Source organism: Arhodomonas sp. AD133 (genome assembly GCF_051195215.1).
Lineage (GTDB): Bacteria > Pseudomonadota > Gammaproteobacteria > Nitrococcales > Nitrococcaceae > Arhodomonas.
Map to the genome: position 1 here is coordinate 34,003 of NZ_JBNAZM010000018.1, position 26,663 is coordinate 60,665.

Consider the following 26,663-nt stretch of genomic DNA (forward strand, 5'->3'; position numbering starts at 1 on the left):
ATGAAGGCACCCCGACTGTACATCGTCGCCTACGACATCGCCGATCAAAAACGCTGGCGCCGCGTCTTCCGTCTCATGCACGGTTACGGCGACTGGCTGCAGCTTTCAGTGTTCCAATGCCGATTGGACGATCGCCGGCACGCCGAGCTCGTGGGGATGGTCAATGAGATCATCCACGCCAACGAAGATCACGTCCTGATCATGGACATGGGCCCGGCCGAGAACGTGGAACCGAGGATCACGAGTCTCGGCAAGGCACAATTCGAACCTGTACAGCGACAGGCTGTCATCGTGTAATGGAAAAGGTGGGAACGCGGCTGGCAACCGCGTCGCGCTCTGCCGGCTGCGCGCGAGCGCTCCGGCAACGCCGTCCCCCCGGGGGGACGCTCGCATCCCACTCGTTCTTTGACAATCAGGATGTTATGTTTCCCAGGACGAGTCCCGAGACCTCGCTTGGGCGTGAAGCGCTTCCGTTGGCTGCCGACGCTCGCAAAACGGCGCCCCAGAGCGCCCGTGCAGCGGCCTCCCGGGAAGTCTGTATTCCTCGGCAAAACGCCGAGGCCTCATTGAAGCGTTGGCCCACTTCTTCGGATTGTCCACTTCGATCTCATGTATTCCTCGGCAAAACGCCGAGGCCTCATTGAAGCTCCTCCCAGCGCAGAGAGCTGATGTACGCATTCGTCCCGTATTCCTCGGCAAAACGCCGAGGCCTCATTGAAGCCGAACGAGCTCGCGGAACCCCGGGAGGTATTTCCTGGTATTCCTCGGCAAAACGCCGAGGCCTCATTGAAGCAATGCGATTGGCCATATCATTTACGCCGCTTACGCCGTATTCCTCGGCAAAACGCCGAGGCCTCATTGAAGCAGTCCAGAGGCAATCGCGAAGCCTTCTGTGAATCGGAGTATTCCTCGGCAAAACGCCGAGGCCTCATTGAAGCATTCGAGCCGCTGTGCTTCGTGACCGACACGAGCGGTATTCCTCGGCAAAACGCCGAGGCCTCATTGAAGCGGATTGGCGAACGCACGTCGGGCCTGGCTATGGGCGGTATTCCTCGGCAAAACGCCGAGGCCTCATTGAAGCAGCCGTAAACATTCGCACGAAGCTGTCCGACCTCTGTTGTATTCCTCGGCAAAACGCCGAGGCCTCATTGAAGCGCCGGGTCTGCCAGCGCCAGCTCGTAGAGGCCTTTGTATTCCTCGGCAAAACGCCGAGGCCTCATTGAAGCATTGGGGATGCCGATACGCGTGAGCGCCAGCACAGGGTATTCCTCGGCAAAACGCCGAGGCCTCATTGAAGCATCGAGAGGCTTTCGGAGAGCGCCTCGACGTAATCCGGTATTCCTCGGCAAAACGCCGAGGCCTCATTGAAGCGCTGGAACCCCCTGTACGAGCAAGGCATGTCGCGCGGTATTCCTCGGCAAAACGCCGAGGCCTCATTGAAGCATCGCCACGTGCACGATTTCTCCTGGCGTCAGCGTCCCGTATTCCTCGGCAAAACGCCGAGGCCTCATTGAAGCGCAAGGTCCGGCCCGACTATGTCGCGAGCTGTCAAGCGGTATTCCTCGGCAAAACGCCGAGGCCTCATTGAAGCAATCTGATCGTCGCGGCGCATCTCGTCGAGAATACGCGTATTCCTCGGCAAAACGCCGAGGCCTCATTGAAGCGGGTTCGTGGAATGCGGGCGCCAACGTGCATCCGGGCGTATTCCTCGGCAAAACGCCGAGGCCTCATTGAAGCCCGATTTCCCCCGTCGTCAGCCATTCACCCCGAACTTCGTATTCCTCGGCAAAACGCCGAGGCCTCATTGAAGCACGTTCATCGGTCTTGCTCGCGTCCGGGGGGGTCGGGAGTATTCCTCGGCAAAACGCCGAGGCCTCATTGAAGCCATGGTAACCGTGTGGGCCGAACTCGTTTGCGAACGTATTCCTCGGCAAAACGCCGAGGCCTCATTGAAGCGCGCCACACATGGCGATGTCTTCGAGCAGGCGGGCCGTATTCCTCGGCAAAACGCCGAGGCCTCATTGAAGCCCTCCGGATCCACATCCCACACACGTTCCTTGTCATGGTATTCCTCGGCAAAACGCCGAGGCCTCATTGAAGCCGCGAGGTATTGGGCGATGGCGACTGAGCTACTCATGTATTCCTCGGCAAAACGCCGAGGCCTCATTGAAGCGTGACCGACGATTTTGCGGACCTCGTGGACAACGAGAGTATTCCTCGGCAAAACGCCGAGGCCTCATTGAAGCCGAAGGCCAAAGGTGACGTTGTCACCGAAGTCCTTCAGCGTATTCCTCGGCAAAACGCCGAGGCCTCATTGAAGCCCGACGACGTTCTGTAGATCCGCTAGTGCCTTGGGTGAGTGTATTCCTCGGCAAAACGCCGAGGCCTCATTGAAGCGCAGATACGACAGATGGCATCATCGACCTGATGCCGCTGGTATTCCTCGGCAAAACGCCGAGGCCTCATTGAAGCAATCGATGCGCAGCAGCGCACGTATGATCGCTTTGCCGAGTATTCCTCGGCAAAACGCCGAGGCCTCATTGAAGCATCAAGGATCTGGATTCCCAACTTCCAACGATCCGGTGTATTCCTCGGCAAAACGCCGAGGCCTCATTGAAGCGACTTCGAGCAACGCGCGCCGCGAGAGGCGGTGAACTAGTATTCCTCGGCAAAACGCCGAGGCCTCATTGAAGCGCCCTTTCAGGCTATTGCGCTGCTCATCCGTTGCCCCTGTATTCCTCGGCAAAACGCCGAGGCCTCATTGAAGCATGCTGACCAGGTTGGTGCGTTTCCCGGTAAATTCAAGTATTCCTCGGCAAAACGCCGAGGCCTCATTGAAGCGCTATGTAACACATTGTGCCTTTCCTTGGAGCCTCGTATTCCTCGGCAAAACGCCGAGGCCTCATTGAAGCGCCGGATTTTCGCCACCCGTAGACGGCTTGCTCCGACGTATTCCTCGGCAAAACGCCGAGGCCTCATTGAAGCTTATGGGTTTTGTATAGGCCTAGCTCATCGACGTTTTCGTATTCCTCGGCAAAACGCCGAGGCCTCATTGAAGCTTGGTCATGACTCATCCCGCTCGCAGAACTGCATGGGTATTCCTCGGCAAAACGCCGAGGCCTCATTCTGCCGCCTTTTCTGCAAGCACGGGCATTCCTTGGCATAACGCCGAGACCTCAGGGCGCTATACCGGCATTGCGGAAGACCGGATATCAAGAGCCCGAACCGCGACTTTCTGTGTGCGAGCGGCTGCGAGCAAATGCTGTCTCTATCCTACTCTGTGAGTGAGAAGGCGTATGTAGCGTCTGGACGTGGGGACGAAGAGGTATCTGCCGCTTTACGGCCGCGCACAGACACGCAGATGAACACCTGACCAGAGGCCCAGCATGGCGGAATTGCCGCTTCTCGCCGTCGACGACCTGCATCTGCACTACCGCACCCGCCGCGGGACCGTGCGCGCCGTCGACGGTGTGAACCTTACTGTGGATCGGGGCGAGGCCCTGGTCGTGCTGGGGGAGTCCGGCTGCGGCAAGAGCTCGCTGGCGCGGGCGCTGATGCGTGTGCTGCCGCGCAACGTCGCCGAGCTTACGGGCCACGTGGCGTTGGCGGGTACCGATGTGCTGGCCTTCGACGAGGAGCGCTTCCGCCGGGAGGTGCGTTGGCAACGCATGGGGCTGGTCATGCAGACCGCGATGAACGCGCTCAATCCCGTCGTACGGGTGGGCGAGCAGGTCGCCGAGCCCATGCGGGTGCACCTGGGTGCTACCCGGGCACGCGCCGCCGAACGCGCCCGCGAGGTCTTCGAGCTCGTCGGCGTCTCGGCGGACTTCCTGGCGCGTTATCCCTTCGAGCTCTCCGGTGGCATGCGCCAGCGCGTGGTGCTCGCGATGGCGCTCATCACCGAACCCGATCTGGTGATCCTGGACGAGCCCACCTCGGCGCTGGACGTGCTCACCCAGGCGAGCATCATGAACCGGTTGAAGCGCATCAAGCGCGAGCTCGGCACCAGCTTCATCCTCATCACCCATGATGTGGCCACCTCCAGCGAGCTCGCCGATCGCGTGGCGCTCATGTACGCCGGTCAGATCGTGGAGCTGGGGAGCGCGTATGCCTTCTTCCGCGACCCGGCACACCCTTACGCGCGCCTGCTGATGGCCAGCGTCCCACGCCTGCGCCAGGCCGAGCGTCCGGTCGCCATCGCGGGTGAACCACCGAGCCTCGCCGCACCGCCGGCCGGTTGCCGATTCGCCGACCGCTGCCCGCACCGGTTCCGGCGCTGCGCCGAGGATCCGCCGGGCTTTCGCGTGGCCGGACGCGAGTCGGTGCGTTGCTGGCTGTATGCCGGGGAGCCCCGCGCATGAGCGCGTCCACCGACAGCCGCAAACGCCGCGGCCATTCCGGCGGCGCTGCGCTATCCGTTCGTGGCCTTCGCACCTGGTTCGAGCTGCGCCAGTGGGGATTCCTGCGTGCGGGTTGGGTACGCGCCGTGGACGGGGTGAGCTTCGAGCTACAGCCGGGGGAGGCAGTCGCCTTCGTCGGCGAAAGCGGCTGCGGCAAGAGCTCGCTGGCGCGCACGCTCCTCGGCCTGCACCGGCCCACCGAAGGCGACGTCGTCTTCGGCGGGCAACCCCTGAGTACACTGCGCGGCCCTGAGCTCAAGCGCTACCGCGCCCGCGTGGGCTACGTGCAGCAGGATCCCTACGGTGCGCTGCCGCCATTCATGGACATCCGCCGCATCCTCGCCGAGCCGTTGATCGTCCACGGCGTGCGCCCCCGCTCGCAACGCCAGCGGCGCATCGAGGCGGCGCTGGCGGAGGTACGGCTGACACCGCCGGCGGAATTCCTCGGCAAATTCCCGCACATGCTGAGCGGCGGCCAGCAGCAGCGCGTCGTCATCGCCCGGGCCCTGGTACTCGAGCCCGCCATGCTCATCGCCGACGAGCCCGTCTCCATGCTCGACGCCTCGGTGCGCGTGGAGATCCTGGAGCTGCTGCGCCGCATTCAATCCGAGCGCGAGCTCACCCTCGCCTTCATCACCCATGACCTCTCCACGGTCCGGCATTACGCCTCACGGGTGTTCGTGATGTATGCCGGCCGCATCGTCGAAGAGGCACCGGTAGACGACCTCCTGGCGCACCCGCAGCACCCCTATACCCAGGCCCTGCTCGCCGCCCTCGCCGACCCCGACCCGGACAACGCCCGGCGCGAGCGCCCCGTCCCCGGCGGCGAACCACCCAGCCTGCTGACGCCACCACCGGCCTGCCGTTTCCACCCGCGGTGCCCCCACTTCATGGCCGGGCTCTGCGACGTGAACGATCCGCCCGATTTCGAGCCGCGGTCCGCGCACTACAGTGCGTGCTGGCTGCATCGGTGATCCCACGCCCCCATCGCACCAGCGGGCAGCCATCACCACCCAACTAGTGCCCACGGACGTCCTTTCCGCTCGGCATCGTACCCATCGCTCGACGTCGCCGCGCGCCTGCACGGGCTCATACGTTCGACCGACTGTTGATCATTGTCCTCACACCGGTGAGACACCAACGGCCTGTCTCCACGGGCCGTTGGTGCCTCGCTCGCCGGGCTGTCACTCGGCGGCTTCTTCGCTACGCTGTTGCTGGCGGGCGGCTTCCAGATCCTGCTGCACATCCGCCAATTGTTCTTCCCGCTCGGCGATGCGGTCCGCCAGGGCGGTTGCCCGTTGATTGCGGGCCTCGATCTCGCTCTGAAGCTCGGCGAGGCGATCTTCGGCCTGCCCGATGCTCGCTTGCAGGTCTTCGAGCTCCGTCTGAGTCTCCTGACGCTGCGTTTGTGCGCTACCGATGTCGTCGTCCAGTTCCGCGAGCGTGTCTTCGCGCTTCTCCATTTGGCTGGTCAACGAGCTCAACCGGTCGTTCTGGCTCTGGATCTGACTCTGCAACTCCGAGAGGCGATTCTGCGCGTCGTCGATGCTCGTTTGAAGCTGCTGCCTTTGCGCTTCGGCCTCGTCGCGTCGTGTCGCCGCAGCATCGGCCCTATCTGCAAGTTTCTCGAGCTCGCCTTCACGATTACTGATTTGGCTGTCCAACGATTGCAGGCGATCGTTGCGGCTCTGGATCTGGCTCTGTAACTCGGAGAGGCGATTCTGCGCGTCGTCGATCTTCGCTTGAAGCTGCCGCCTTTGCGCCTCGGCCTCGTCACGCCGTGTCGCCGCGTCCTCGGCCTCTGCGGCGAGCGCCTCGAGCTCGCTTTCGCGCTCCTCGAGCTGGCTGGTCAAGGCATCGAGCCGTTCGTTGCGCCCGGCTATCCGCTCATCCAGCTCAGTGAGACGTTCTTCGCTCGCGCTGACCTGCGACCGTAGCGTCTCGGTTTGCTGCGCCAGCTCCGAGCGCCGCGCCTCGGCTTCCTCGGCCGCTACCTCGGCCTGCTCACGGGCCTTCTCAGCGGCTTCCAGTTCCTCGCGCGCCGCTGTCAGCTCCTCCTGTAACGATTCCAGCTTGGCGTTCGCCTCGTCGATGGCGCCGTGCACCGCTTTGAGCTCGTCATTCTCGGCGGTCAATTCCTCGTTGTTGGCTTCGAGCGACGACAGGCGCTCCTGGAAGGACGTTCTTTCCTGCGCCCAGGCGGCCTGCTGGCCCTGGAGCCGCGTAGCGAAGTAAATGGCCGCCAGTATCGCCACGATTGCCACGGCCGCGAGCACACGAACGCGATTGTCCCTGAATAGCCCGGCAAGTGATTGTTCTGCCATGAGCGTTGACTCCCCCGTTGGTCACAGCAATGTTGTCACCCAGCTCTGCTGGCGGAGTGTCCGGTCATCCCGGCAGAGCCCACTGACGTAAGCGTAGTGCCTTTGAGCACGACGACCATTGCACCCTGCGGACGGTCGGCGCGATACCGGAAGCACTCCGATAGGAGTGACACGCAGGCGCCAGGGCGAGGGCATCATTCGCGCCCGCGATCAGAGACCACCGTTTGACGCCCGGGCGAGACCGACGCGACGCTCTGCCGCTTTCAACATCAATTCCATCATGGCCGCATAGTCATAACCGGCCCATTCGGCCATCATTGCCATCTTGCCGTCCCAGTACCACGTGGGGTTGGTGTTGGCATCGATCAGCCGGGGCTCGCCGTCCGGGCCGCAGCGGAAGTCGATACGAGCGTAGTCCCGGAAGCCGAGCCGTGTGAAAAGCCTGCTGCAATGCTCGACGAGCTTTGCCCAGGTGATGTCGTCGATATCGGCCTGACGGAACTGAAGCTTCGACCAGTACGGGGATTCCGGATCGGCCTTGGAGGCGTAGGTCAGAATTGGTGGCAACTCCGGGTCCAGCGCGCTGTAGTCCACCTCCAATGGCGGCAGCACGGTGAAACCGTCCGCCGGGTTGCCGATCAGTCCGACGGTGAATTCGGTGCCGGTGAGCATGTCCTGGATGAGGGCCTGGGGAATCTCCAGCACGCTGCGCAGCCACGCCATGTACGCCTCCGCTTCGACGGCATCATTCACGACGCAGTCCTTGGTGATACCAAAGCTGCCACCGCTGGCGTTCGGCTTGATGATGGCCGGATAGAGCACCGGCATTACCGGCGGGTCGGCGGTGAGGTCGACATAGGTTTCGTTGGGCACGGGAATGCCCAGCGTCGCCGCCGCCGCGCGCACCAGCGCTTTGTCGGTGCTCACGCTGATGGCCATGGGGTCGGAGCCGGTATACGGTAGCTCGAGAATCTCCAGCAGCGCGGGGACGTTGCGTTCGTAGTCCCAGTTGTTGCGGAAGCCCGTATCACAGAGATTGAGCACCAGCGCCGGACGGGCGGCCTTCAGGGACTCGAACAGCCGGTCGTGATCGTCGAAGTAGGTAAAGCGGTAGCCATTCAGGTTCGCCAGAGCGGTGCGCAGGCGTTCGACCCCCGTGTATTCCTCCTCGCCGAAACGCCCGTCGGGGGCGTATGGATAGGGATAGCGGGGGTCACCGAGGAGCACCGCCACGTTGACCGGGCCATGCGGACTCGTCTCACCCATGCGTACGGCCTCCCTTGCGCCGCCCAATATCGATAGGCCTCTGAGTCAACATAGACGCTCCCCACGCCAGCGGGCACGCCCGTCACTCCGGTTAGTAAGCGTGCGGCGTGGACAGCGAACGCGCGGCGTCGATCAGCCTGGAGGCATCAGCGCCGTAGGAAAACACGTGGAAGCCGTCGTCGCCGCCCATCTCCGGCGAGGCACCCACCTGCCGAACGAACTCGACCGGGTCGGGCAGGCGCGAGCGCAGCATACGCAGAAACAGATCCAGGCTGACTCTGTTCGCCGCCCTCACCCGCGGGTGCGAGAACACCTCGGCACGGGCATTACGCATCACCGCCTGGAACACCCGCCTCGGCACCCGCACCATGACGCCGACGTGCACTGGAATGACCACCCCGCGGGCGCGCGCCGTCTGCAACCACTGGCGCATGTTCCCGACGCTGAAGCTCGCCTGCGTAATCACCCGTTCGGCCCCCGCGGCCTGCTTATCGAGCACGATGGCGGCGCTCCTCGCACGGTGGGCGCTGCTGGTGAGCGTGAAGTAGCTTTCCGGGTACGCGCCCACGGATACGTGGATGCCCTGGTTCCGGAATCGTTCGATGAGCTCGTAGACCGTACGCACACCCTCCCCGTGCCCCGGATTGCCCGAGACCACGAGTGCACGCTGAATGCCGCTGGCATCGAGTCGCGCAACGACTCGCTCGACGTCGTCCACCCGGTTGGCGGGCACGTGCACGGTCACCGGATCGGCAACGCCGGCCGCTTTGTCGATCGCCTCGTCGAGATCTCCGGTACAGGGGATCAGTATCTCCTCGGCCCCGGCCTCGATCAGCCGGGCGGCACTGCGAATACCCAACGCTTCCGCGCTTACGTGCATCGATCCCGCGCCCGGCAATGACCACGATGTGTACCGGTCATCTCATGACTTCCGGGCGCTGCCGCGGATATCAACCCTTGAACGCGATTTTCAAGCGCTACACGGCAGCCACCCCGGAATGAGGTATTCGCTGGCGGGGCCGGGTCACGCCATGCGAGCGCAACGCCGCCACCGGGCCGCTGCGGCGCGCCCTTCGGGCGAGGCTGTCGGGCGCTCTCGCGGCGTTGCTCGTCGCTCATGTAGCGCTTGCTACACCACGCTCCTCGCGCCTTGCGAGAACGCCCGACAGCCTCGCTGACATGTGGCATTACCTGTGATCGGATTAGTAGTAGTAGGCTTGCAGGCAAACGCAGGCAAACACCGATGCAGAACGGGCCCCGCCATGCAGGACGCTGAGCCAACCGCGGCACTTTCGCAGATTGCCGATTTCGAGACCCTGGCGACGTACACGGACCGGTTCGCCTCGTCGGCCCGCACCCGGGTGGACGTGGTTACGCCGAACCTGGAGCCCCAGCTTTATGACCGGCCGGCATTCGTCGCGGCGGTCGAACGGTTCGCGCTCGACCGCCGCGACGCCCGAGTGCGCATACTGGTCGCCGACGCCCAGGCCGCAGTGCGCTACAGCCGCCGGCTGATACCGCTCACCCGCCGGCTGCCCAGCGTCTTCGAGCTGCGCCAGTTGCGCCCGAAGCACGCGGACTCCCCGCGCGCCCTGCTGATCATCGATGGCCGTCATGTCATCGACCGGCCTCAGGGCGGGCGGCCGGACGGTGTCGCAAGCGAAGACTCGCCCGGCAGAGCGAAACCGTATGCGGAAACGTTCGAGGCACTCTACGCCGAGAGCGACCCGCACACCGAATTCCGGGGGCTGCAGCTATGAGGCGGGCGACGGCACGGGTGGCGGCAATCCTCGCCGTGGCCATCATTGCCTGCAGCAACCAGGCGTTGGCGGCGATCGACACCATCACGCTGAAACACCGGCCCGCGGAAACGATTCTCCCTGCGTTACGGGAGCTGGCACCGCAAGGCGTGGGCCTGGCGGCGGACGGGTTCCGGTTGATCGTGCGAGGCGAGCCCGGCGAGATCGCCAGCATGCGCGAAGCGGTGGCGACGCTCGACCGGCCGCTGGCCAATCTGCTCGTCAGCGTCCGACACAGCGGGCGCGCCACCCGGGAGCAACGGCGTATCGAAGGGCGCGGCCAGGTAGGCAACGACGGTGCCTCCGGCCACCTGGAGATCCGCCGCACCCACAGCGAGCGCGACGAGACCGGCAACCAGCGCGTACGCACGCTCGAAGGCCATGCCGCACGCATCGATACGGGCATGACGGTGCCCGCCGGCAGCCGCTGGCTGTGGGCAGGCCGACGCGGTGCGGGCTACGCGGAAGCACCCGCCTACCGCCATATGCCCGACGGCTTCTACGCTGTACCGTACCTCAACGGCGAGCGCGTACGCGTCGAGATCGCGGTACGCCGGGAGCGCCCCGATGGCGAACGCACGCGCAAACGCGAGGTGGTAACCACGGTCAGCGGGCGCCTGGGTGAATGGATTCCCCTGGGCGGGGTCAGCAGCGGCGATCGGGCCGGACATTGGCGCACGGCGAAATCCGCTGCGCGCATCGAGTTGAGAGTGGAGCGGGTGCGGTAGCGGGCTTCAGTCCGCGCCCCAGAGGCTGCGCACGCGCTCCCGGTTGAGGGCGAGCCACTGCAGCGCGATGAGCGGCATGGCGGCGTGGATGGTGCCGTCGTCCACCATCGCCATCGCCTCGTCGAAGCTCACCACGTGCACGCGGATATCCTCGCCCTCCTCGGCGAGCCCGTGCACACCGCCCAGGTTGCTGGTATCGGTGCGGGCGCAATACAGATGCACCTGCTCCGAGGTGCCACCGGGGCTGACCAGATAACGGCAGATGGAGAGCACGTCCGCGAGCTCGCAGTTCGCCTCCTCCACGGATTCCCGCCGGGCGACCGCCTCGGGTGATTCCCCCGGCTCGATGATGCCGGCGATCACCTCCATCAGCCACGGCCCCCGGGGCGCCTCCAGCGCGCCCACCCGGAACTGCTCCACCAGGACCACCTCGTCGCGCGCCGGGTCGTACGGCAGAACGCCGACGGAGTGGCCGCGCTCGAAGACCTCGCGGTCGAGCTCCGGGCCCATGCCCCCCTCGAACTGGGCATGGCGCACGCGGTAGCGGCGGATGCGGAAGTAGCCGTCGTAGGCGTCCTCGGCGTCAACGATCTCGTAGTGCATGCGACTCCCTCTCTGCGCGGACAGACCCGCCGCCAGCTGTCTCAGTCGCCGCGCTCGAACACGGCGATGCTCTCGACATGAGCGGTGTGCGGGAACATGTCCATCACCCCGGCCCTGGCAAGGCGGTAACCGTACTCGTGCACCAGAATGCCGGCATCCCGCGCCAGGGTCGAGGGCCCGCAGGAGACGTAGACGATACGCTCGGGACGCAACCACGCCACGTTGGGCAGCACCTCGGCGGCGCCTGAGCGCGGCGGATCCAGGAGCACGCGGTCGACACCACCGGCAAGCCATTCACGACCGGTGACGTCGCCGGTGAGATCGGCGGCGTGGAACGACACGTTGTCGATGGCGTTACGCCTGGCATTTTCCCGCCCCCGCTCCACCAGCGATTCCGCGCCTTCCACGCCAATGACGTGACCGGCGCGGCGCGCCATCGGCAGCGTGAAATTGCCGAGCCCGCAGAAGAGATCCAGCACGCGGTGATGCGGCTCCAGTTCGAGAAACTCGACGGCCCGGCTGACCATGTCGCGGTTGATCTCGCCGTTGACCTGGGTGAAGTCGCTGGGGTCGAAGCGCAGCTCCAGATCGAACGCCGGCAACCGGTAGGTAAGCTCGGGGGCCTCCGGCCAGAGCGGTGCGATGGTGGACTCGTTGCCGGGCTGCTCGTAGACGTAGAGCCCGGTACGCTGGCCGAACGCAACGAGCGCGGCGCGGTCGTCATCAGTGAGCGGATCCAGGTTCCGGAACACCAGCCCGCCCACCTCGTCGCCCATCGCCACTTCGATCTGCGCGAGCCGCGCGCGAATGGACAGCCCCCCGATCAGCTCGGCGAGCTCGCCCAGGTGCTCCGCCACCCGGGGGTCGAGCACGTGGCACTCGCCGATATCGGCCACGAACGGGCTCATTTTCTCGCGAAAGCCCACCAGTACGCGGTCGCCCTTCGCCGGCACGAATTTCACGCCGAGGCGAGCCTTGCGGCGATAGCCCCAGACCGGTCCCCGCAATGGCTCCAGCCATTCCTGCGGGCGTACGCGGCCGACGTGCTCGAAGAGCTCGGCGAGCACTCCCGCCTTGTGATCGATCTGATCCTCGTCGCAGAGATGCTGCAGACTGCAGCCCCCGCACAGGCCGAAATGCGGGCAACGCGGCTCGATACGATTGGCCGCCGGCTCCAGCACTTCCAGGGTGCGGGCCTCGTCGCGGCGGCGGTGGCGTTTCACGTACTGGAACCGCACCCGCTCACCGGCGAGCGCCCCGTCCACGAATACGGTCTTGTCGTTGACGTGGGCGATGCCCCGGCCTTCGTGGCTGAAGCCTTCGATCACCGCTTCCACCGGCTCACGGGGAATGCGTCGCTTGCGTCGTGCCATGGAACCCTTTGTCGGTGGGGTGGCGGTCAGCGCTCCTGCCAGGCCGCCAGGAATTCGTCGAGATGGGGGAGTTTCGCCTCGGCGAGCGCATCACGCACCAGAGCGCAGGCTTCATCGTAGCCGGTGCGGTCCAGGCGCCCGCGCAGCAGCTCGAAGCGCAGGTAGAGCAGGTACGTGTTGAGTACGTCCGTCTCGCAGTAGTTGCGAACCGCCTCGTAGTCACCGGCCTCGATGCACTCGCGCACCTTCGCGCCGCTCATGCCCATCTTGCCCGGAAAACCGCACAGCGAGGCCATCTCGTCCAGGGGCGCATTGGCGCGGGGCTGGTAGCCGGCGAGCACGTCCATGAGGTCCGTGTGGCGTTCGTGGAAACGGTTGAGGTAGTTGTTGAATCGAAACGCCTGGTCGTTGTCGCCACTCTCGAAATAGCGGGGCGCGCTCACACCGTGGATCATGCCCCGATAGTGGAGCACCGGCAGATCGAAACCGCTGCCGTTCCAGGAGACCAGGCGCGGGACGTACCGGTCCAGCCCGTCGAAGAAGCGCTGGATCACCTCGCCCTCGCCGGTCTCCGCATCGCCAATGGAAAACACCCGGAACTTGTCGCCGATGCGCGCGGCCACGGAAATCACGGCCACGCGATGCAGGTGCAGGCGCAGGAAATCGCTGCCGCCGGTGTCGGCACGGCGCACCGCCAGCATCGCCTCGGCGACGTCACTGTCGGGCAGCGACTCGTCGAGACCCAGCAATCGCCGCCCACCGGTGACGTCCGGCACCGTCTCGATATCGAATGCGAAGACGTTCATCAGTCCGGGAAGACGCCGCTGGAGAGGTAACGGTCGCCGCGGTCGCAGACGATGGTCGCGATAGTGGCGTTGTTCAGGTCCTCGGCAAGGCGTAGCGTCGCCGCGAGCGCGCCGCCGGAGGAGATACCCGCCATGATGCCCTCTTCGACGGCGAGACGCCGCGTCATCTCCTCGGCTTCGGCCTGGCTGACCTCGATGACACGGTCGACGCGTTCACGCTCGAAGATACGCGGCAGATAGGCCTCGGGCCACTTGCGGATGCCGGGGATGCTGGAACCATCGTCGGGCTGCACGCCCACGATCTCCACCGCCTCGTTGCACGCCTTGAGGTACCGCGACACCCCCATGATGGTGCCGGTGGTGCCCATGGAGCTCACGAAATGGGTGATCCGCCCGCCGGTGGCGTTCCACAGCTCCGGGCCGGTGCTCTCGTAGTGGGCGCGCCAGTTGTCCGGGTTGGCGAACTGATCCAGGACCCGGCCGTGACCTTCCGCCTGCATGCTCTCGGCGAGGTCACGCGCGCCCTCCATGCCCTGCTCCTTGGAGACGAGCACGAGCTCGGCACCGTAGGCCTTCATGGACGCACGGCGCTCGGCGGTCATGTTCTCCGGCATGATGAGCACCATGCGGTAACCGCGGATCGCCGCGGCCATGGCCAGCGCGATGCCGGTATTGCCACTGGTGGCCTCGATGAGCGTATCCCCGGGACGGATCTCACCGCGTTCCTCGGCGCGACGGATCATGTTGACCGCGGGGCGATCCTTGACGGACCCAGCCGGGTTGTTGCCTTCGAGCTTGAGCAACACCGTGTTCGAGCCGGTATCGGCAAGCCGCTGCAGGCGCACCAGCGGCGTACCGCCGACGTAATCTTCGATGGTCGGATAATCCATGCGCGGGATTGTACTAACCTTTCGACAAGCATGGCCATGCCTCGGCGTTCGCTAACGCGCGTGTGGCAAGTCGCGAGGGGCGAGGTGCCGCAAGGTCCGCACGAGCGGCGGGCAATGCAGCTCCCGAGCGCGCTGACGAACGCCCGGAGGGAGTGGTCGTGCGGCGCTCGCCGGCGGCTGTTGCGCCGGCTCGACGGTGGGTCGCGACGCCGGCCGCTCATGCGCCTTGTCGACAAACCGCACAACGGCTCCAAAGCATGGCGATACGTGTCGAAAGCCTCCGCCCCGCCACTCGGCGGCGCGCTGTCGTGTAGCTAATCCGGGCGCGTCGCCGTAGCACAGATGTCGGCTGCCGAGTGCAGCCGACCTACCCGATCGCCAGCAACGCCGTCGGTCGGTGAGCGGGATGCGCTGGCCAGCGCGCGCCCCGCATCACGGCACCGCGGTTACCAGGCGCGCTTGCCGTTTTGAGCTTTGCACTTCGAGCTGCGTGTTTCAAAGAGGTCATGGACGTCGGGACGCAAACACGAACGGCGCCAGCAGTTACCGTGGTTGCCGTAGGTTGGCGAGCGCAAAGCGCTGGCCAACGTGCGTTCCCGCATTACGGCACCGCGGTTGCCGGGCGCGCTTGCCGTTTTGAACTTTGCGCTTCGAGCTGCGTGTTTCAGAGAGGTCATGGCCGTCGGGACGCAAACGCAAACGGCGCCAGCGGTTGCCGTAGGTTGGCGAGCGCGAAGCGCTGGCCAACGTGCGTCCCCGCACCACTATGCGGCGGTTGCCGCTTTGAGATTTGCACGTCGAGCTGTGTATGTCAGGGGCGTCTCGGCCGTCGTGGGGTAGCGGCTGAACGCGAATGGCGCCGGGAGTCCGCCGGCGCCGTTCGCGTTTGGAGGGAAAACGGTGTCAGGCCGATGGCAACGCTGCGTCGCTCCACTCACCGTCGACGAGACGCCGCAGCCCCAGCGGGTTGTCGTCGCGCAGCGGCGACGGCAGCAACGGTGCCGGGCAATCCTGAAAGCAGACCGGGCGCAGGAATCGCTCGATGGCGAGCGTGCCCACCGAGGTGGTCGCCGAGTCCGTGGTGGCCGGCCAGGGCCCGCCATGGACCATGGCATCGCAGACCTCGACGCCGGTGGGGAATCCATTGAACAGCACCCGTCCGGCGCGTTGTGTCAGGCAGTCGACGAGCGCCCCTGCCCGTGCCAGCTCACCGTCGGCACCGTGGACGGTGGCCGTGAGCTGCCCCGGCAACGCGGCCGCCACCGGCGGCATCTCCTCGGCGCTGTCCAGCTCCACGATCAGCGACGCCGGACCGAAGACCTCTTCGGCCAGGGCGGGATTCGCCTCGAACGCCGCCCGGGTGACGCGGAACACACAGGCCGAGGCGCGTCCCGGCTGGGTGCCGCCGGCGGCGACCGCGCGCACTCCGTCGATGCCCGCGAGCCGTTCCACGCCGGCCTCGTAGGCGGACTGGATCCCCGGATGCAGCATCTCCGCCGGCTCCCGCTCCGCCACTTCCCGGGCCACCGCGTCGCAGAAGCGCTCCAGCCCATCACCGGTGACGGCGAATACCACCCCGGGATTGGTGCAGAATTGCCCTGCCCCCAGGGTCACCGACCCGACATAGCCACCGGCGAGCTCATCCGCGGCGCTGGCGAGGCGTTCCGGCAGGAGGAACATCGGGTTGACGCTGCCCATCTCGGCGAACACGGGAATCGGCACGGCGCGTTCCTGCGCGAGCCGCGCCAGCGCACTCCCGCCACGGAATGACCCGGTGAACGCGACGGCGGTGATGTCGGGATGCTGCACCACGGCGGCGCCCACGGCATTACCCCCGCCGTAGACGATATTGAAAACGCCATCCGGCATACCCGTGGCCACCACCGCGCGCCGAAGCGCGGCCGCCACGATGGCACTGGTGGCCGGATGCCCCGGGTGGGCCTTGACCACCACCGGGCAGCCCGACGCCAGGGCCGAAGCGGTGTCACCACCGGCGACGGAGAACGCCAGCGGGAAATTGCTCGCGCCGAACACCGCCACCGGGCCCCGCGGAACGCGGTACTGGCGGATGTCCGGTCGCGGCGGGGTGCGTTCGGCATCCCCACGGTCGATCCGTGCCCCCAGAAAATCGCCGCGCCGGACCACCGTCGCGAACAGGCGCAGCTGGCCGACGGTGCGCGCGAGCTCGCCGCGTACCCGGCCTTCGGGTAACGCCGTCTCGGCGGGCATGGTCTCCACCAGCTCGTCGGTGACGGCTTCGATCTCCGTGGCGGCGCGATCGAGAAAGGCTGCCCGGTCTTCCAGGGTGCGCCCGCGATAATCGGGCCAGGCAGCGGCGGCCTCGCGGCAGGCCGCGTTCACCTCGCCGTCGGTGGCCTCGGGCACGGCGCCGCCGTCAAAGGCGTCCGCGCTGACCCGCGCACCGATCATGTGGCGAATGTGCACTGTCATTGCGTCCCCTCCGTAAGGTTGTCGATAGGTGTCCCGAAACACGCCGCGGGCAACCCGCGCACACCGGGGCGAATCCGGTAGAGGCCGCCGCCGGCGCCGGCATCGTCGTCAAGCCCGAGCGAGGCCGTGGTGATATAGAGATCGGTGAGCGCCTCGCCGGCGAACGTGCACGAGGTCACCCGCCGCGCGGGCAACGGCACGCGGATATCCCGGCGCCCATCCGGCAGGAACCGGGAGAGGCAGCTTCCGCCGAAGTGGGCCACCCACAGCCCCCCTTCCGCATCGCAGGTCATGCCGTCGGGCCCCCCTTCGGAGGAGTCCACGCGGATATGGACGCGCTTGTTGGAAAGACGGCCGTCGGCGCCGAGGTCGAAGGCGTAAATGGTTCGCGCCAGGGAGTCGGTGTGATACAGGGTCCGCCCGTCGGGACTGAGGGCGGGTCCGTTGGAGACGACGTAGCCCGTGTCGACGACGGTCACACCGGCATCGTCGATGCGGTAGAGACTCCCGGTGGGCTCGCGCTCGGCATCGTCCATGGTCGCCGCCCACACCCGACCGGCAGGGTCGGCCTTGGCGTCATTGAAGCGGTTGCCCGGACGGTGGGGCTCCGGCTTCGCCACCTCGGCGACGATTTCAGGGCCGTGCTCGTGCAGGCGCAGGTGCACGATGCGCGAGCGCAGCCCGGCGAGAAAGCCATCGCCGTCGGCCCGCGCCACCAGCCAGCAGCATGCTTCCGGCAACGGCCAGCCCCGGGTCCCGCCATCTGCCACGTCATGGCGATAGAGGTAACCTGCGTGAATGTCCACGAACAGCACGGCACCGAGCGTCGGTACCCACACGGGCCCCTCGCCGAGGCGTGCGCGCCCGTCCCAGACACGTTCCGGCACCGGTATCTGTGGCTGGCTCATAGTCTCTCCTCGCTTTGACGACCACCCGGCGTGGATCGATTCCGGGCGCACGGTGACGACACCCGTCCACGCACTTCTAGTAGCTGCCAGGGGTCCGCGGCACCGGGTTCAGCATAGAAGCACGTCGATAACCTTTAAATGTCATTTTTCTGAAGGCCTTATATAGATTTCCATATATCCGAGAAAAAACCGGACACCCGGGATTGTTGGTAGCAGATGCCGTGCCGGCTTGACTGGATGACGGCTGACAAGCCGTTCCACAAGTGCTATCAATAGCACTGTATAACCCATACCGTTAACTTGGTTATCGATTGATAACAAAATATGCATACCTGAACGGAGGACGAGATGACATCCCAGACTGCGATCTACCCCAGCCTCGACGGCCGGGTCGTCTTCATAACCGGCGGCGGCACCGGCATCGGTGCCAGTCTGACGCGGGCATTCTCGGCACAGGGGGCGAAGGTGGCGTTCGTGGACATCGCCGAGGACGACAGCAACCGGCTCGTGGCCGATATCGAGCGCGAGACGGGGCGGCGGCCGCTGTTCATACCCTGCGATATCCGTGACGTGCCCGCACTGCAGGGCGCCATCGCCGAGACACGCGACGCACTCGGCGACGTCGGCGTGCTCGTCAACAACGCCGCCAACGACGATCGCCACCGCCTGGAGGAGGTCACGCTGGAGTACTGGAACGACCGCATCGCCATCAACCAGCGCCCGATGTTCTTCGCCGCCCAGGCGGTGGTACCGCAGATGCGACGCCTCGGCGGGGGCTCCATCATCAACTTCGGCTCGGTGAGCTGGCGGATGGGCACCGCCAACGTGCCTGTCTACGCCAGCGCCAAGGCGGCCGCCCACGGCCTGACCCGCAGTCTCGCCCGGGATCTCGGCGGCGACGGCATACGCGCGAACACGGTGGTGCCCGGCTGGGTGATGACGGATCGCCAGAAACGCCTGTGGGTCACCCCCGAGGGGGAGAAAGTCATCGACGCCAACCAGTTCCTCAAGGGCCGGGTCCAGCCCGAGCACGTGGCAGCCATGGCGGTGTTCCTGGCGGCCGATGACAGCGCCATGTGCAATGCCCAGGAGTTCATCGTCGACGGCGGCTGGGTTTGAATTACTAACCTTTGCGACAGTATTGCCAGGTCTCAGCGCCACTGCGCGGTGTCTCGGCAAGGCGCGGGAGCGCCGGCGTGGCGAGGCTCACGTCAAGCGAGCGCAACGCCGCCGAGGCGCCGCGCAGTGGCGCCCTGCGGGTGGCCGTGTGCGCCGCTGTGGACTGCGTTGCTCGTCGCTCATGGTGACCTTGCTACACGTCGCTCCTCGCGCCACTGACCATCGAGGCGAGTGACTCGGGATATCGCAAGCCCGTTGTGGCGGCATACCCACGAAGGCCTGTCGAAGCGAACAGCGGCGGACACGGCCACTGAGACATGGCAATACTGTCGCAAAGGTTAGTACACGACCGGCGCCCTGCGGGCGCCGGCCCGTGCCGCGCCGGATGGTTCAGGCAGTGGCCCCGGCCGCCTCGCTCGCCGAGCGGTACTCGTTGACCACCAGGTCCGTGAGCTCCTGGATGGATGTCTCCCGGGTCGCCCGATCGAAGGTGATGCGCCCGTCCTGGACCAGGTTGATGCGGTCGCAGACGTCGAACACCTGGGCGTAGTTGTGGGCGACGATGATCACCGATACCTCCGAGTGCTCCTTGAGCCGACGGATGACGTCGAGGATCAACGCGCTCTCACGCACCCCCATCGCCGCCGTCGGCTCGTCGAGCAACAGGATGCGGGCGTCGGAGTAGACCGCACGCGCGACCGCCACCGCCTGGCGCTGACCGCCGGAGAGCTTGGAGATCTCCACGTCCACCGACGGCACGTTCACGCCCATGCGCTGGAGATGGGATTCCGCGGCGCGGCGCATGGCCCGATCGTCGAGAATACGCAGGGCACCCCCCCGGGTGATCTCCCGTCGCAGGAACATGTTGCGGAAGACGCTGAGCTCGTTGACCAGCGCCAGGTCCTGGTAGACCGGTTCGATGCCCAGCGACCGGGCGTGGATTACCGATTCCAGTGTCACCGGCTGGCCGTCGATGTACAGCGAGCCACTGGTGGGCGGATGAAAGCCGGTGAGGATCTTCATCAGCGTGGATTTGCCGGCCCCGTTGTCCCCCAGCAGGGCGAGCACTTCCCCACGGGCGAGCCGGATGTTGATGTCGTCCAGCGCCCTCACCGCGCCGAACGACTTCGACAGGTGCTCCCCACGCAGAATATCGTCGGCGTTGGTCGCCTCGTTCATGACTTGCCTCCCGCTCGAATCCGGCTCAGGTGCACGTTCATCATCATGGTCACGACGATCGCCAGCCCCAGGATCATGTCGAACGTGTAGGCATTGACGCCGGAGATCGTGAAACCGTCCTTGAGAATCCCGAGCACCACCGCACCGAGAAACGCGCCGATCACGGTGCCCGATCCCCCGGTCAGCAGGGTGCCGCCGATGACCGCCGAAGCGATGGCCATGAACATGATCTCGGTTCCGCCGGCGAGCGGATCCACGGATTCGATGCGGAAAGCGTCGAGAATACCCGCGAAGCCACCCAGCAGGCTGCAGATCATGAAGTTACCGATCTTCACACGGCCGGTGCGGATGCCCACCTCCGCGGCACCCAGCGGATTGCCGCCGGTGGCAATGGTGTGCAGCCCCCAGCGCGTCTTCGTGAGCACGAACTGAAAGACGATCGCCAGCACGATGGCCCAGGTGATCTGCACGACGATGTTGCCGCCGAACAGCGTCGCCCAGAACGCACTCGCCTCGGGCTGGACGGGAAAGCCGCCGGAGATCGTGAGATTGAAGCCGTTGACGAAGAACAGCATCCCCAGCGTGGTCACGAACGAGGGCACGCGCAGTCCCACCGTGATGGCGCCGTTGATGAGCCCCACGAATGCGGCAGCGGCCAGTGCCAGTACGATGGCCAGCGGCAGCGGTGCGCCCGCCTGCTGCGCGAAGTACATCACCAGCGGTGACAGCGCGTAGACCTGGCCGACGGAAAGGTCGAGCTCGCGATTGACCAGCACCATTACCTCGCCGGCGGCGATGATGGCCGTGGCCGCGGCGAACTGCGCCAGTACGCCGAGGTTGTCCGCCGACAGGAAGTACGGCGAGGTCCACTGGAAATAGATGACCAGCGCGATGCCCGCGAGCATGATGCTGGCCTCACGCCACTGCAGCAGCAGGATCGCTTTCTGGCGCCATCCGCCCGCCGGCGCCCCTCCCGGGCGCCGGCGGACTACACCTGTGGTATTGACGTTTTCCTGATAAGCCATGACTCACCCGACAGCGATGGGACCGGAACGCTCAAGGAGCTTCGACGCCTCGGCATTGCCCTGGAACCGGCTCTCCGTCTCGAGATAAGGCGTGACGTTCTCCGAAGTCACGAACTTCAGGCCCGTGTTGATGTCGCCCGGGCCGGTAAGGCCGCCGGAGACCTTGAACATGAACAGCTCCATGACCGTGTAGAACCCTTGCAGGTAAGCCTGCTGGTCGACGGTGAAATCCAGGTACCCCTCGTCGATGGCCGTCAGCGTGCCCGGCAGCAGATCGAAACCGCCGCCGCGCACGCCTTTCTCGCGCAGCCCGTGCTTCTTCATGGTCTTGGCCACCGCCGCGGTGCTGCCCGCATCGACGGCGAACATGCCCTTGAGGTTCTGGTGGCCGAGGTAGAACGACTCCACCCGCGAGAATTCCTCGTTGATGGTCGCCCCGGTGGCCGTCTCGTGCAGCGTGATGTCCTTGCCCGATTCCTCGATGGCAGCCTTGGCACCGTCGAGACGCGGCTGGATGTTGAGCTGGCCCGGCGTGGCGATGAAACCCGCGACCTCGCCGGAGCCCACCAGCTCCACCATCCGCTGGCCCACCGCCTTGCCGGCGAGGAACAGCTCCTGGCCCACGTAGGCCAGACGGTTGTTGTCGACGTCCGCGTTGTAGGAGAACACCGGGATGCCCTGTTTCAGGGCCCGGTCCACCGGCGCGTTGAAGGCGTTGCGGTCCACCAGCGCCACGGCGATCCCGTCGGCCTTGGAAGCGATGGCGGCATTCATCGAATTCACCATCTCGCTGGCGACGGACGTCTGCGAGCCGGTCCACTGGTAGGTACAGCCGAGCAGCGCGCAGGCATCGGCGATGCCGTACTGGGTGGGCACGAAGAACGGATTCGTGGACACGTGGTTCACGAACACGAAGTTCCACTTCGGATGCGAGGGATAAGCGCCTTGATCGGCCGCATGGGCAGCGCTGGGCAGCCCCAGGGTAGCCGCCACCGACAGCAGCGCGCCGCTGCCGGCGGCACGGCGCAGCAGAGCGCGACGGGACGGCGATGGAACGTCTTCCAGGTCCAGGTAATCCTGCGGTTCGTTGCTCATGTCACTCTCCTCCGGTCACAGTGCGAAACGTCCGCCTCAGGGCGAGAAGTGAAAGACGGTTGTCTGGTGGTACGGCTCCCCGGGTTCGAGCCGGGTGGACGGAAAATCGGACTGGTTGGGCGCATCCGGGAAATGCTGCGCTTCCAGCGTGAAACCGCCCCAGTGGGCATAGGATTCACCGTTCTTGCCCGCGAGCGATCCGTCGAGGAAGTTGCTGGTGTAGAACTGAACCCCGGGTTCGGTGGTGTAGAACGTCAAAGCCCGCCCCGACGCCGGATCGACCACGCGGGCGGCAAGAGCGTCCAGATCGCCATCGGTGTTCAGCACCCAGTTGTGGTCATAGCCCCCGTGCTCCGGCTCGGCCCGCTGGAGCTGGACATGGTCGTCGCGGATTTGCTCACCAATGGCCTTGGGCGTGCGAAAGTCGAACGGCGTCTGCGCCACCGGCGCCAACCGCCCGGTGGGAATCAGCGTCTCGTCCACCGGCGTGTACCGGTCCGCATTGATCATGGCGACCTGGTCGAGGACGTCGCCCTCGCCCGCGCCGGCGAGATTGAAATAGGCGTGATTGGTGAGGTTGACCACGGTGGGCTCGTCGCTCAACGCCGTGTAGTGAATGCGCAGGTCGTTGTGCTGGTTGAGCGTGTAGCGCACCGTCACTGCGAGGTCACCGGGGAAGCCCATGTCCCCGTCCCGGGAGAGCAGGCTGAGCTCCACACCCACCCATTCCGCCCCTTCGATGGGCCGGGCCTGCCAGATGCGGCTGTCGAAACCGTCGGGCCCGCCGTGCAGGGCATTGGGGCCGTTATTCGCAGGAATCCGGTAGGTCTCGCCGCCGAGCTCGAACTCACCCCCGGCAATGCGATTACCGTAGCGACCGATCAGAGCGCCGAAGTACGGCGCGTTGTCGAGATAGGGTTCGAGGCGGTCGAAGCCCAGAACCACGTCCTCGAATTCACCGTTCTTGTCGGGCACCGTGACGGACTGGACGATGCCGCCGTAAGTCAGAACGCCGACTTCCATGCCGGCGTCGTTGGTGAGCGTGTACTCGTCCACGCGTGTGCCGTCGGGCATGGTGCCGAAAGGCGCACGTGTGACCGACATGGCGTGGGCGGCGCCGCCGGCCATGCCGACGGCCGACACCAGCAACGTCCCGGCGATACCGGTGCGAGACAACGATCGCATAGTCTCCTCCTCCTTGCGGTGAATGAGCCGCGCTGACGCGGGCTCATGTCCTCGATCTGTCTTGTTCGTTATCCAAACGCCGTCCGTACGCCGTGGGCGGGCAATCCGACGTGGCTACGCACGAACCGGCTTGCCTCCAACCATAGCGGGTCACCCATAACCTACAAATACGACTTGTCCCATAAATTCATATCCGTATGGTTATGGCTTTGCCAAGCACGGTGCGATCCCCTCTACCTCCCACGGTCGCTGACGGCGTCGACCACGGGCTATGCCGTTCGAGATCGACGGCTCCGGGCAGCCGACCAGGGCCTGTGATGTGCACTATCGCGGGCGTTGGGGTCATTGCCACTGCAGATGTCGGGCACCGCCAGCGGCGGTCCCCGACCTACGCGGTTCCAATCCACGACACCAGATCAACGCTCGTAGGTCGGCTGCCCCGGTAGCCGACGTCCCGGCTCTTCGCCCGGCACACGCCCGCCGACGAGGCTCGCTATCACAGCGGCCAGATCGCCACTTGCGGGAACGCCAGCATCAACGCCAGCACACCCACCTGGATCGCGATGAACGGCAGCAGCGAGCCGTAGATATCCCGCAGCGAAATCTCCGGCGGCGCCACGCCCTTGAGATAAAAGGCGGCCGGACCGAACGGCGGGCTCAGGAAAGAGACCTGCATGTTTATCGCGAAGAGAATCCCGAACCACACCGGGTCGTAGCCCAGTTTCTCGACGATGGGCACGAAGATCGGCAGCGTGAGCATGGCGATACCGATCCAGTCCATGAACAGGCCCAATACGATGAGAATCGCCATCATCACCAGCACGATGGCAATGGGGGCGAGATCCAGCCCGAGGATGCTGTCGGCGACGAACCGGTTGCCGCCCATGAGGTTGTACACGCCCACGAGGATCGCCGCGCCGACGCCGATCCACACGATCATGCCGCAGGTATTGATGGTCTGGGTGAGGCTGTCGCGGATGATGACCACGGATAGCTCGCCGCGCAGTGCCACCAGCAGGACCACTGCGAACACGCCCATGGCCGCCGCCTCCGTCACCGACGCGATGCCGCCGTAGATGGACCCGAGCACCATGGCGGCGATGCACGCCGGCGAGAGCACCGCCTTGAGCGCGCCCAGCCGGGAATGCCCCGGTGCGCGCAGCTCCTCCTCGGAAAGCGGCGGGCCGAGCTCCGGACGCATCAGGCAGCGGGTGAGCACGTACGCAACGTACGAACCCATGAGAATGAGCGCCGGCGTGACCGCGGCAGTGAACAGATCGGCGATGGACTCACTCGCCAGCAACCCGTAGATGATGAGCACGATGGACGGCGGCATCATCGTGCCCAGCGCACCGCCGGCGCAGACCACGCCGATGGAGATATTGCGGTGGTAGCCAAGGCGCAGCATCTGCGGCAGCGCCAGAATGCCGAGCAGCACGATCTCGCCGCCGATGATCCCGGACATGGCGGCCAGGAAGAACGCAACGACGATGGTCTGCACCGCGACGCCGCCGGGCAGTCGGCCCGCGAACACCCGCATGCCGTTGAACAGGTCCCGCGCGATGCCGGAGCGGTCCAGCAACGAGGCCATGAGCACGAACATGGGCACGGCCACCAGCGAGTACTCGGTCACGAAACCGTAGATACGCGTGGTGACCAGTGGCAGCGCATCGGGGCCGAAAAAGCCCAGCGTGAAGAGCAGAGCGACGAGCCCGGTAATGAAAGCCAGTGGCAATCCGGTGAGCAGCAGAGCGAAGATCGAGCCCACCAGCACGTAGGTGGCGGTTGCGATATCCATACCTGCCCCTACCCCCGAGCTGCCGGATTGCCGCCGCGCACGGATTGCCACAGGTGCAGCGCGGCCTGCAGCGTCATCACCAGTGCGGCGAGCAGAATGACGGCCTTGGTGAAACTCGGGAACGGCGGATTCCAGCTCGAGCCCGAGCGCTCCAGCGTCCACTCCCCGGTCGGCGCGATCACCGAATTCGAGACCATGACCCAGGCCGCGTAGGTAATCGCCCCGCAAAAGCCCAGCGTGACGGCATCGTTGAACACGTCGAGCGCACGCCGCAGGCGGGGGCCCGCGGCGTCATAGATCAGGCGCACGCGAATATGGCTGTCCCGCGCCAGCGCCACCGGCCCGCCCAGGCAGAACAGTACAGCCACCAGGAAGACGACCGTTTCGTGAACCCAGGACGTCGGCGATGCGAAGCCGTAGCGCAGGAACACTTCGATGACGCTGATGGCCATCGCCGCGAACGCGAGCCAGGCGATTTCCGGGGCGCTGCGGTTGATCCAGTGATCGAACCGGGTACGCGCGCCGTGCGCGCGTGCGGCCTGGCCGTCCGCCGGCGCGTCCTGCGACCCGGTTACCTCGGCCCGGGAGACGTTGGCGGTCATGATCGCTTCTCCTCCTCGACGGATTCGAGGCCGCCGTGGGCCGCAAGCCGGCCCACGGCGGCGGCGGTTACATCAGGTCACGCTTCTCGAGAAAGGCGACGACGGAGTCGTAAACCTTGCGGGTCATGTCGTTCTTCTCCGCCCACACGGCCCACTCCTTGCGAGCGATGCGGCGGAACTTCGCGCGTTCCTCGGCAGGCAGGTCGATAATCTCGATGTCACCGTTATTGCGGGCCTTGTCGACGGCCTCCATGTCGAGCTGCTGCAGGCGGAAGGCGATGTCGTAGGCCATGTGGTCCACCGAGGTCTCGAGCAGAACCTTGAGGTGCTCCGGCAGCTCGTCCCAGATGTCCTTGTTGAGCGAAACCGCGCCCATGGGCAGGGAGTGAAACCCGGGATAGACCGGGTACGGCGCGAACTGATGCAGGCCGAGCTGCTGGTTATTGGCGAACGTGTTGTAGTCCGCGGCGTCGATCACGCCCTTCTCCAGCGCCGTGTACACCTCCGAGGTGGGCAGATTCACGGGCGTGGCACCGGCGTTGCTGAACACGTTGTTCACCATCCCCTGGGGGGCACGCATTTTCAGCCCTTCGAGGTCCTCGACGCTGCGAATGGGACGGCTCGAGACAAACGACTCCAGGCCGGCGGCAGTAGCGCCGATGAGATGCACGCCATAGGGCTCGACGAGCTCGTTGTACAGCGCCTCGCCGCCGCCATAGTTCATGTACTCGAGAAACTGCATGGGATCGCTCCAGGCGCCCACGAGGTTGCCGAGCATGCCGAACGCAGGATTCTGGCCACTGAAGTAGCTTGGATCCGTGATGTGCCCGTCGAGGACGCCGCTGCCGATGGCGTTCAGCGTCTGGGTATTGGGCACCACCGCACCCACCGGCAGGATCTCGATCTCGATCTCGCCGTCGCTCATCACGTTGACGCGCTCGGCCCAGTCCTTCTGCATCTTGACCAGCGGAGAGCCCGCCGACTCGGTGGTCTGGAAGGTCCACTCATAGGTTGCCGCGTCCGCGGCCGGGGCGGCGGCGAGCGCGCCGGCCGCCAGGCCGACGGCCGCGACGGTTGCGCTAATGCGGCTGGTAGCATCGGGATTTTTCATG

General features: G+C 65.6%; 22 protein-coding genes and 1 CRISPR repeat array. Of the genes, 6 read left to right on the forward strand and 16 right to left on the reverse strand.

The features are described from left to right. The 3 genes from cas2 to ACPEES_RS12045 all read left to right on the forward strand — a co-directional run bounded on the left by cas2 (position 1) and on the right by ACPEES_RS12045 (position 5,374). Complete coding sequence (gene cas2 / locus ACPEES_RS12035) at positions 1-297, forward strand: CRISPR-associated endonuclease Cas2 (RefSeq protein ID WP_435103734.1); 297 nt, start codon at positions 1-3, stop codon at positions 295-297. A 240-nt stretch (positions 298-537) separates the two neighbouring features. Beyond that, positions 538-3,131: a CRISPR direct-repeat array (repeat unit 36 nt; unit sequence GTATTCCTCGGCAAAACGCCGAGGCCTCATTGAAGC). 255 nt (positions 3,132-3,386) lie between these two features. Further along, entirely contained in the window at positions 3,387-4,361 is a 975-nt protein-coding gene (locus ACPEES_RS12040; protein WP_435103735.1) for an ABC transporter ATP-binding protein, read from the forward strand. Further along, positions 4,358-5,374 carry an ABC transporter ATP-binding protein gene (locus ACPEES_RS12045; RefSeq protein WP_435103736.1) on the forward strand — a complete coding sequence of 339 codons (1,017 nt, stop codon included), beginning with the start codon at positions 4,358-4,360 and terminating at the stop codon, positions 5,372-5,374. Before ACPEES_RS12040 ends, ACPEES_RS12045 begins: the two co-directional genes overlap by 4 nt. A gap of 210 nt (positions 5,375-5,584) precedes the next feature. On the opposite strand, the gene ACPEES_RS12050 is transcribed toward ACPEES_RS12045, so the two are convergent. From ACPEES_RS12050 to ACPEES_RS12060, 3 genes are all read right to left on the reverse strand, one after another. Continuing rightward, entirely contained in the window at positions 5,585-6,676 is a 1,092-nt protein-coding gene (locus ACPEES_RS12050; protein WP_435103737.1) for a hypothetical protein, read from the reverse strand. A 258-nt stretch (positions 6,677-6,934) separates the two neighbouring features. Further along, a complete protein-coding gene (locus ACPEES_RS12055; RefSeq protein WP_435103738.1) occupies positions 6,935-7,990 on the reverse strand; it encodes a D-alanine--D-alanine ligase family protein in 1,056 nt (351 codons plus the stop codon). A 91-nt stretch (positions 7,991-8,081) separates the two neighbouring features. After that, complete coding sequence (locus tag ACPEES_RS12060) at positions 8,082-8,870, reverse strand: methylenetetrahydrofolate reductase (RefSeq protein ID WP_435103739.1); 789 nt, start codon at positions 8,868-8,870, stop codon at positions 8,082-8,084. Between the two features lie 382 nt (positions 8,871-9,252). Between ACPEES_RS12060 and ACPEES_RS12065 the strand changes: the two genes are divergently transcribed. Then, positions 9,253-9,750: a hypothetical protein gene (locus tag ACPEES_RS12065; protein ID WP_435103740.1), complete on the forward strand. Its 498-nt coding sequence runs from the start codon at positions 9,253-9,255 to the stop codon at positions 9,748-9,750. Then, a complete protein-coding gene (locus tag ACPEES_RS12070; protein ID WP_435103741.1) occupies positions 9,747-10,517 on the forward strand; it encodes a hypothetical protein in 771 nt (256 codons plus the stop codon). Before ACPEES_RS12065 ends, ACPEES_RS12070 begins: the two co-directional genes overlap by 4 nt. Positions 10,518-10,523: 6 nt before the next feature. Here the strand turns inward: ACPEES_RS12070 and ACPEES_RS12075 are convergent, their stop codons facing one another. The 6 genes from ACPEES_RS12075 to ACPEES_RS12100 all read right to left on the reverse strand — a co-directional run bounded on the left by ACPEES_RS12075 (position 10,524) and on the right by ACPEES_RS12100 (position 17,548). Continuing rightward, positions 10,524-11,120 (reverse strand): NUDIX domain-containing protein, encoded by a 597-nt coding sequence (locus ACPEES_RS12075; protein WP_435103742.1) that lies wholly within the window; start codon positions 11,118-11,120, stop codon positions 10,524-10,526. A 41-nt stretch (positions 11,121-11,161) separates the two neighbouring features. Next, on the reverse strand, positions 11,162-12,493 hold the full coding sequence (gene rlmD, locus ACPEES_RS12080) for a 23S rRNA (uracil(1939)-C(5))-methyltransferase RlmD (protein WP_435103743.1): 1,332 nt from the start codon (positions 12,491-12,493) through the stop codon (positions 11,162-11,164). A gap of 26 nt (positions 12,494-12,519) precedes the next feature. Further along, on the reverse strand, positions 12,520-13,299 hold the full coding sequence (locus ACPEES_RS12085; protein WP_435103744.1) for a 3'-5' exonuclease: 780 nt from the start codon (positions 13,297-13,299) through the stop codon (positions 12,520-12,522). Continuing rightward, positions 13,299-14,189 (reverse strand): cysteine synthase CysM, encoded by an 891-nt coding sequence (gene cysM, locus ACPEES_RS12090; RefSeq protein ID WP_435103745.1) that lies wholly within the window; start codon positions 14,187-14,189, stop codon positions 13,299-13,301. The genes ACPEES_RS12085 and cysM overlap by 1 nt, the downstream gene beginning before the upstream one ends. A gap of 903 nt (positions 14,190-15,092) precedes the next feature. Beyond that, positions 15,093-16,640, reverse strand: a complete 1,548-nt coding sequence (locus ACPEES_RS12095; protein WP_435103746.1) for an aldehyde dehydrogenase (NADP(+)) — start codon at positions 16,638-16,640, stop codon at positions 15,093-15,095. Next, positions 16,637-17,548: an SMP-30/gluconolactonase/LRE family protein gene (locus ACPEES_RS12100; protein ID WP_435103747.1), complete on the reverse strand. Its 912-nt coding sequence runs from the start codon at positions 17,546-17,548 to the stop codon at positions 16,637-16,639. The genes ACPEES_RS12095 and ACPEES_RS12100 overlap by 4 nt, the downstream gene beginning before the upstream one ends. Before the next feature lie 348 nt (positions 17,549-17,896). Between ACPEES_RS12100 and ACPEES_RS12105 the strand changes: the two genes are divergently transcribed. Next, positions 17,897-18,667 (forward strand): SDR family NAD(P)-dependent oxidoreductase, encoded by a 771-nt coding sequence (locus tag ACPEES_RS12105; protein ID WP_435103748.1) that lies wholly within the window; start codon positions 17,897-17,899, stop codon positions 18,665-18,667. A 390-nt stretch (positions 18,668-19,057) separates the two neighbouring features. Here the strand turns inward: ACPEES_RS12105 and ACPEES_RS12110 are convergent, their stop codons facing one another. From ACPEES_RS12110 to ACPEES_RS12140, 7 genes are all read right to left on the reverse strand, one after another. Beyond that, positions 19,058-19,846, reverse strand: a complete 789-nt coding sequence (locus tag ACPEES_RS12110; RefSeq protein ID WP_435103749.1) for an ATP-binding cassette domain-containing protein — start codon at positions 19,844-19,846, stop codon at positions 19,058-19,060. Further along, a complete protein-coding gene (locus tag ACPEES_RS12115) occupies positions 19,843-20,871 on the reverse strand; it encodes an ABC transporter permease (RefSeq protein ID WP_435103750.1) in 1,029 nt (342 codons plus the stop codon). The genes ACPEES_RS12110 and ACPEES_RS12115 overlap by 4 nt, the downstream gene beginning before the upstream one ends. 3 nt (positions 20,872-20,874) lie before the next feature. Then, positions 20,875-21,966: a sugar ABC transporter substrate-binding protein gene (locus ACPEES_RS12120; RefSeq protein ID WP_435103751.1), complete on the reverse strand. Its 1,092-nt coding sequence runs from the start codon at positions 21,964-21,966 to the stop codon at positions 20,875-20,877. A 36-nt stretch (positions 21,967-22,002) separates the two neighbouring features. Continuing rightward, entirely contained in the window at positions 22,003-23,151 is a 1,149-nt protein-coding gene (locus tag ACPEES_RS12125; RefSeq protein ID WP_435103752.1) for an aldose epimerase family protein, read from the reverse strand. Positions 23,152-23,647: 496 nt separating this feature from the next. Further along, positions 23,648-24,949 carry a TRAP transporter large permease gene (locus ACPEES_RS12130; protein ID WP_435103753.1) on the reverse strand — a complete coding sequence of 434 codons (1,302 nt, stop codon included), beginning with the start codon at positions 24,947-24,949 and terminating at the stop codon, positions 23,648-23,650. Between the two features lie 8 nt (positions 24,950-24,957). Then, positions 24,958-25,551: a TRAP transporter small permease subunit gene (locus tag ACPEES_RS12135; RefSeq protein ID WP_435103754.1), complete on the reverse strand. Its 594-nt coding sequence runs from the start codon at positions 25,549-25,551 to the stop codon at positions 24,958-24,960. 67 nt (positions 25,552-25,618) lie between these two features. Then, a complete protein-coding gene (locus ACPEES_RS12140) occupies positions 25,619-26,662 on the reverse strand; it encodes a TRAP transporter substrate-binding protein (protein WP_435103755.1) in 1,044 nt (347 codons plus the stop codon). Between the last annotated feature and the right edge of the window lies 1 nt (position 26,663).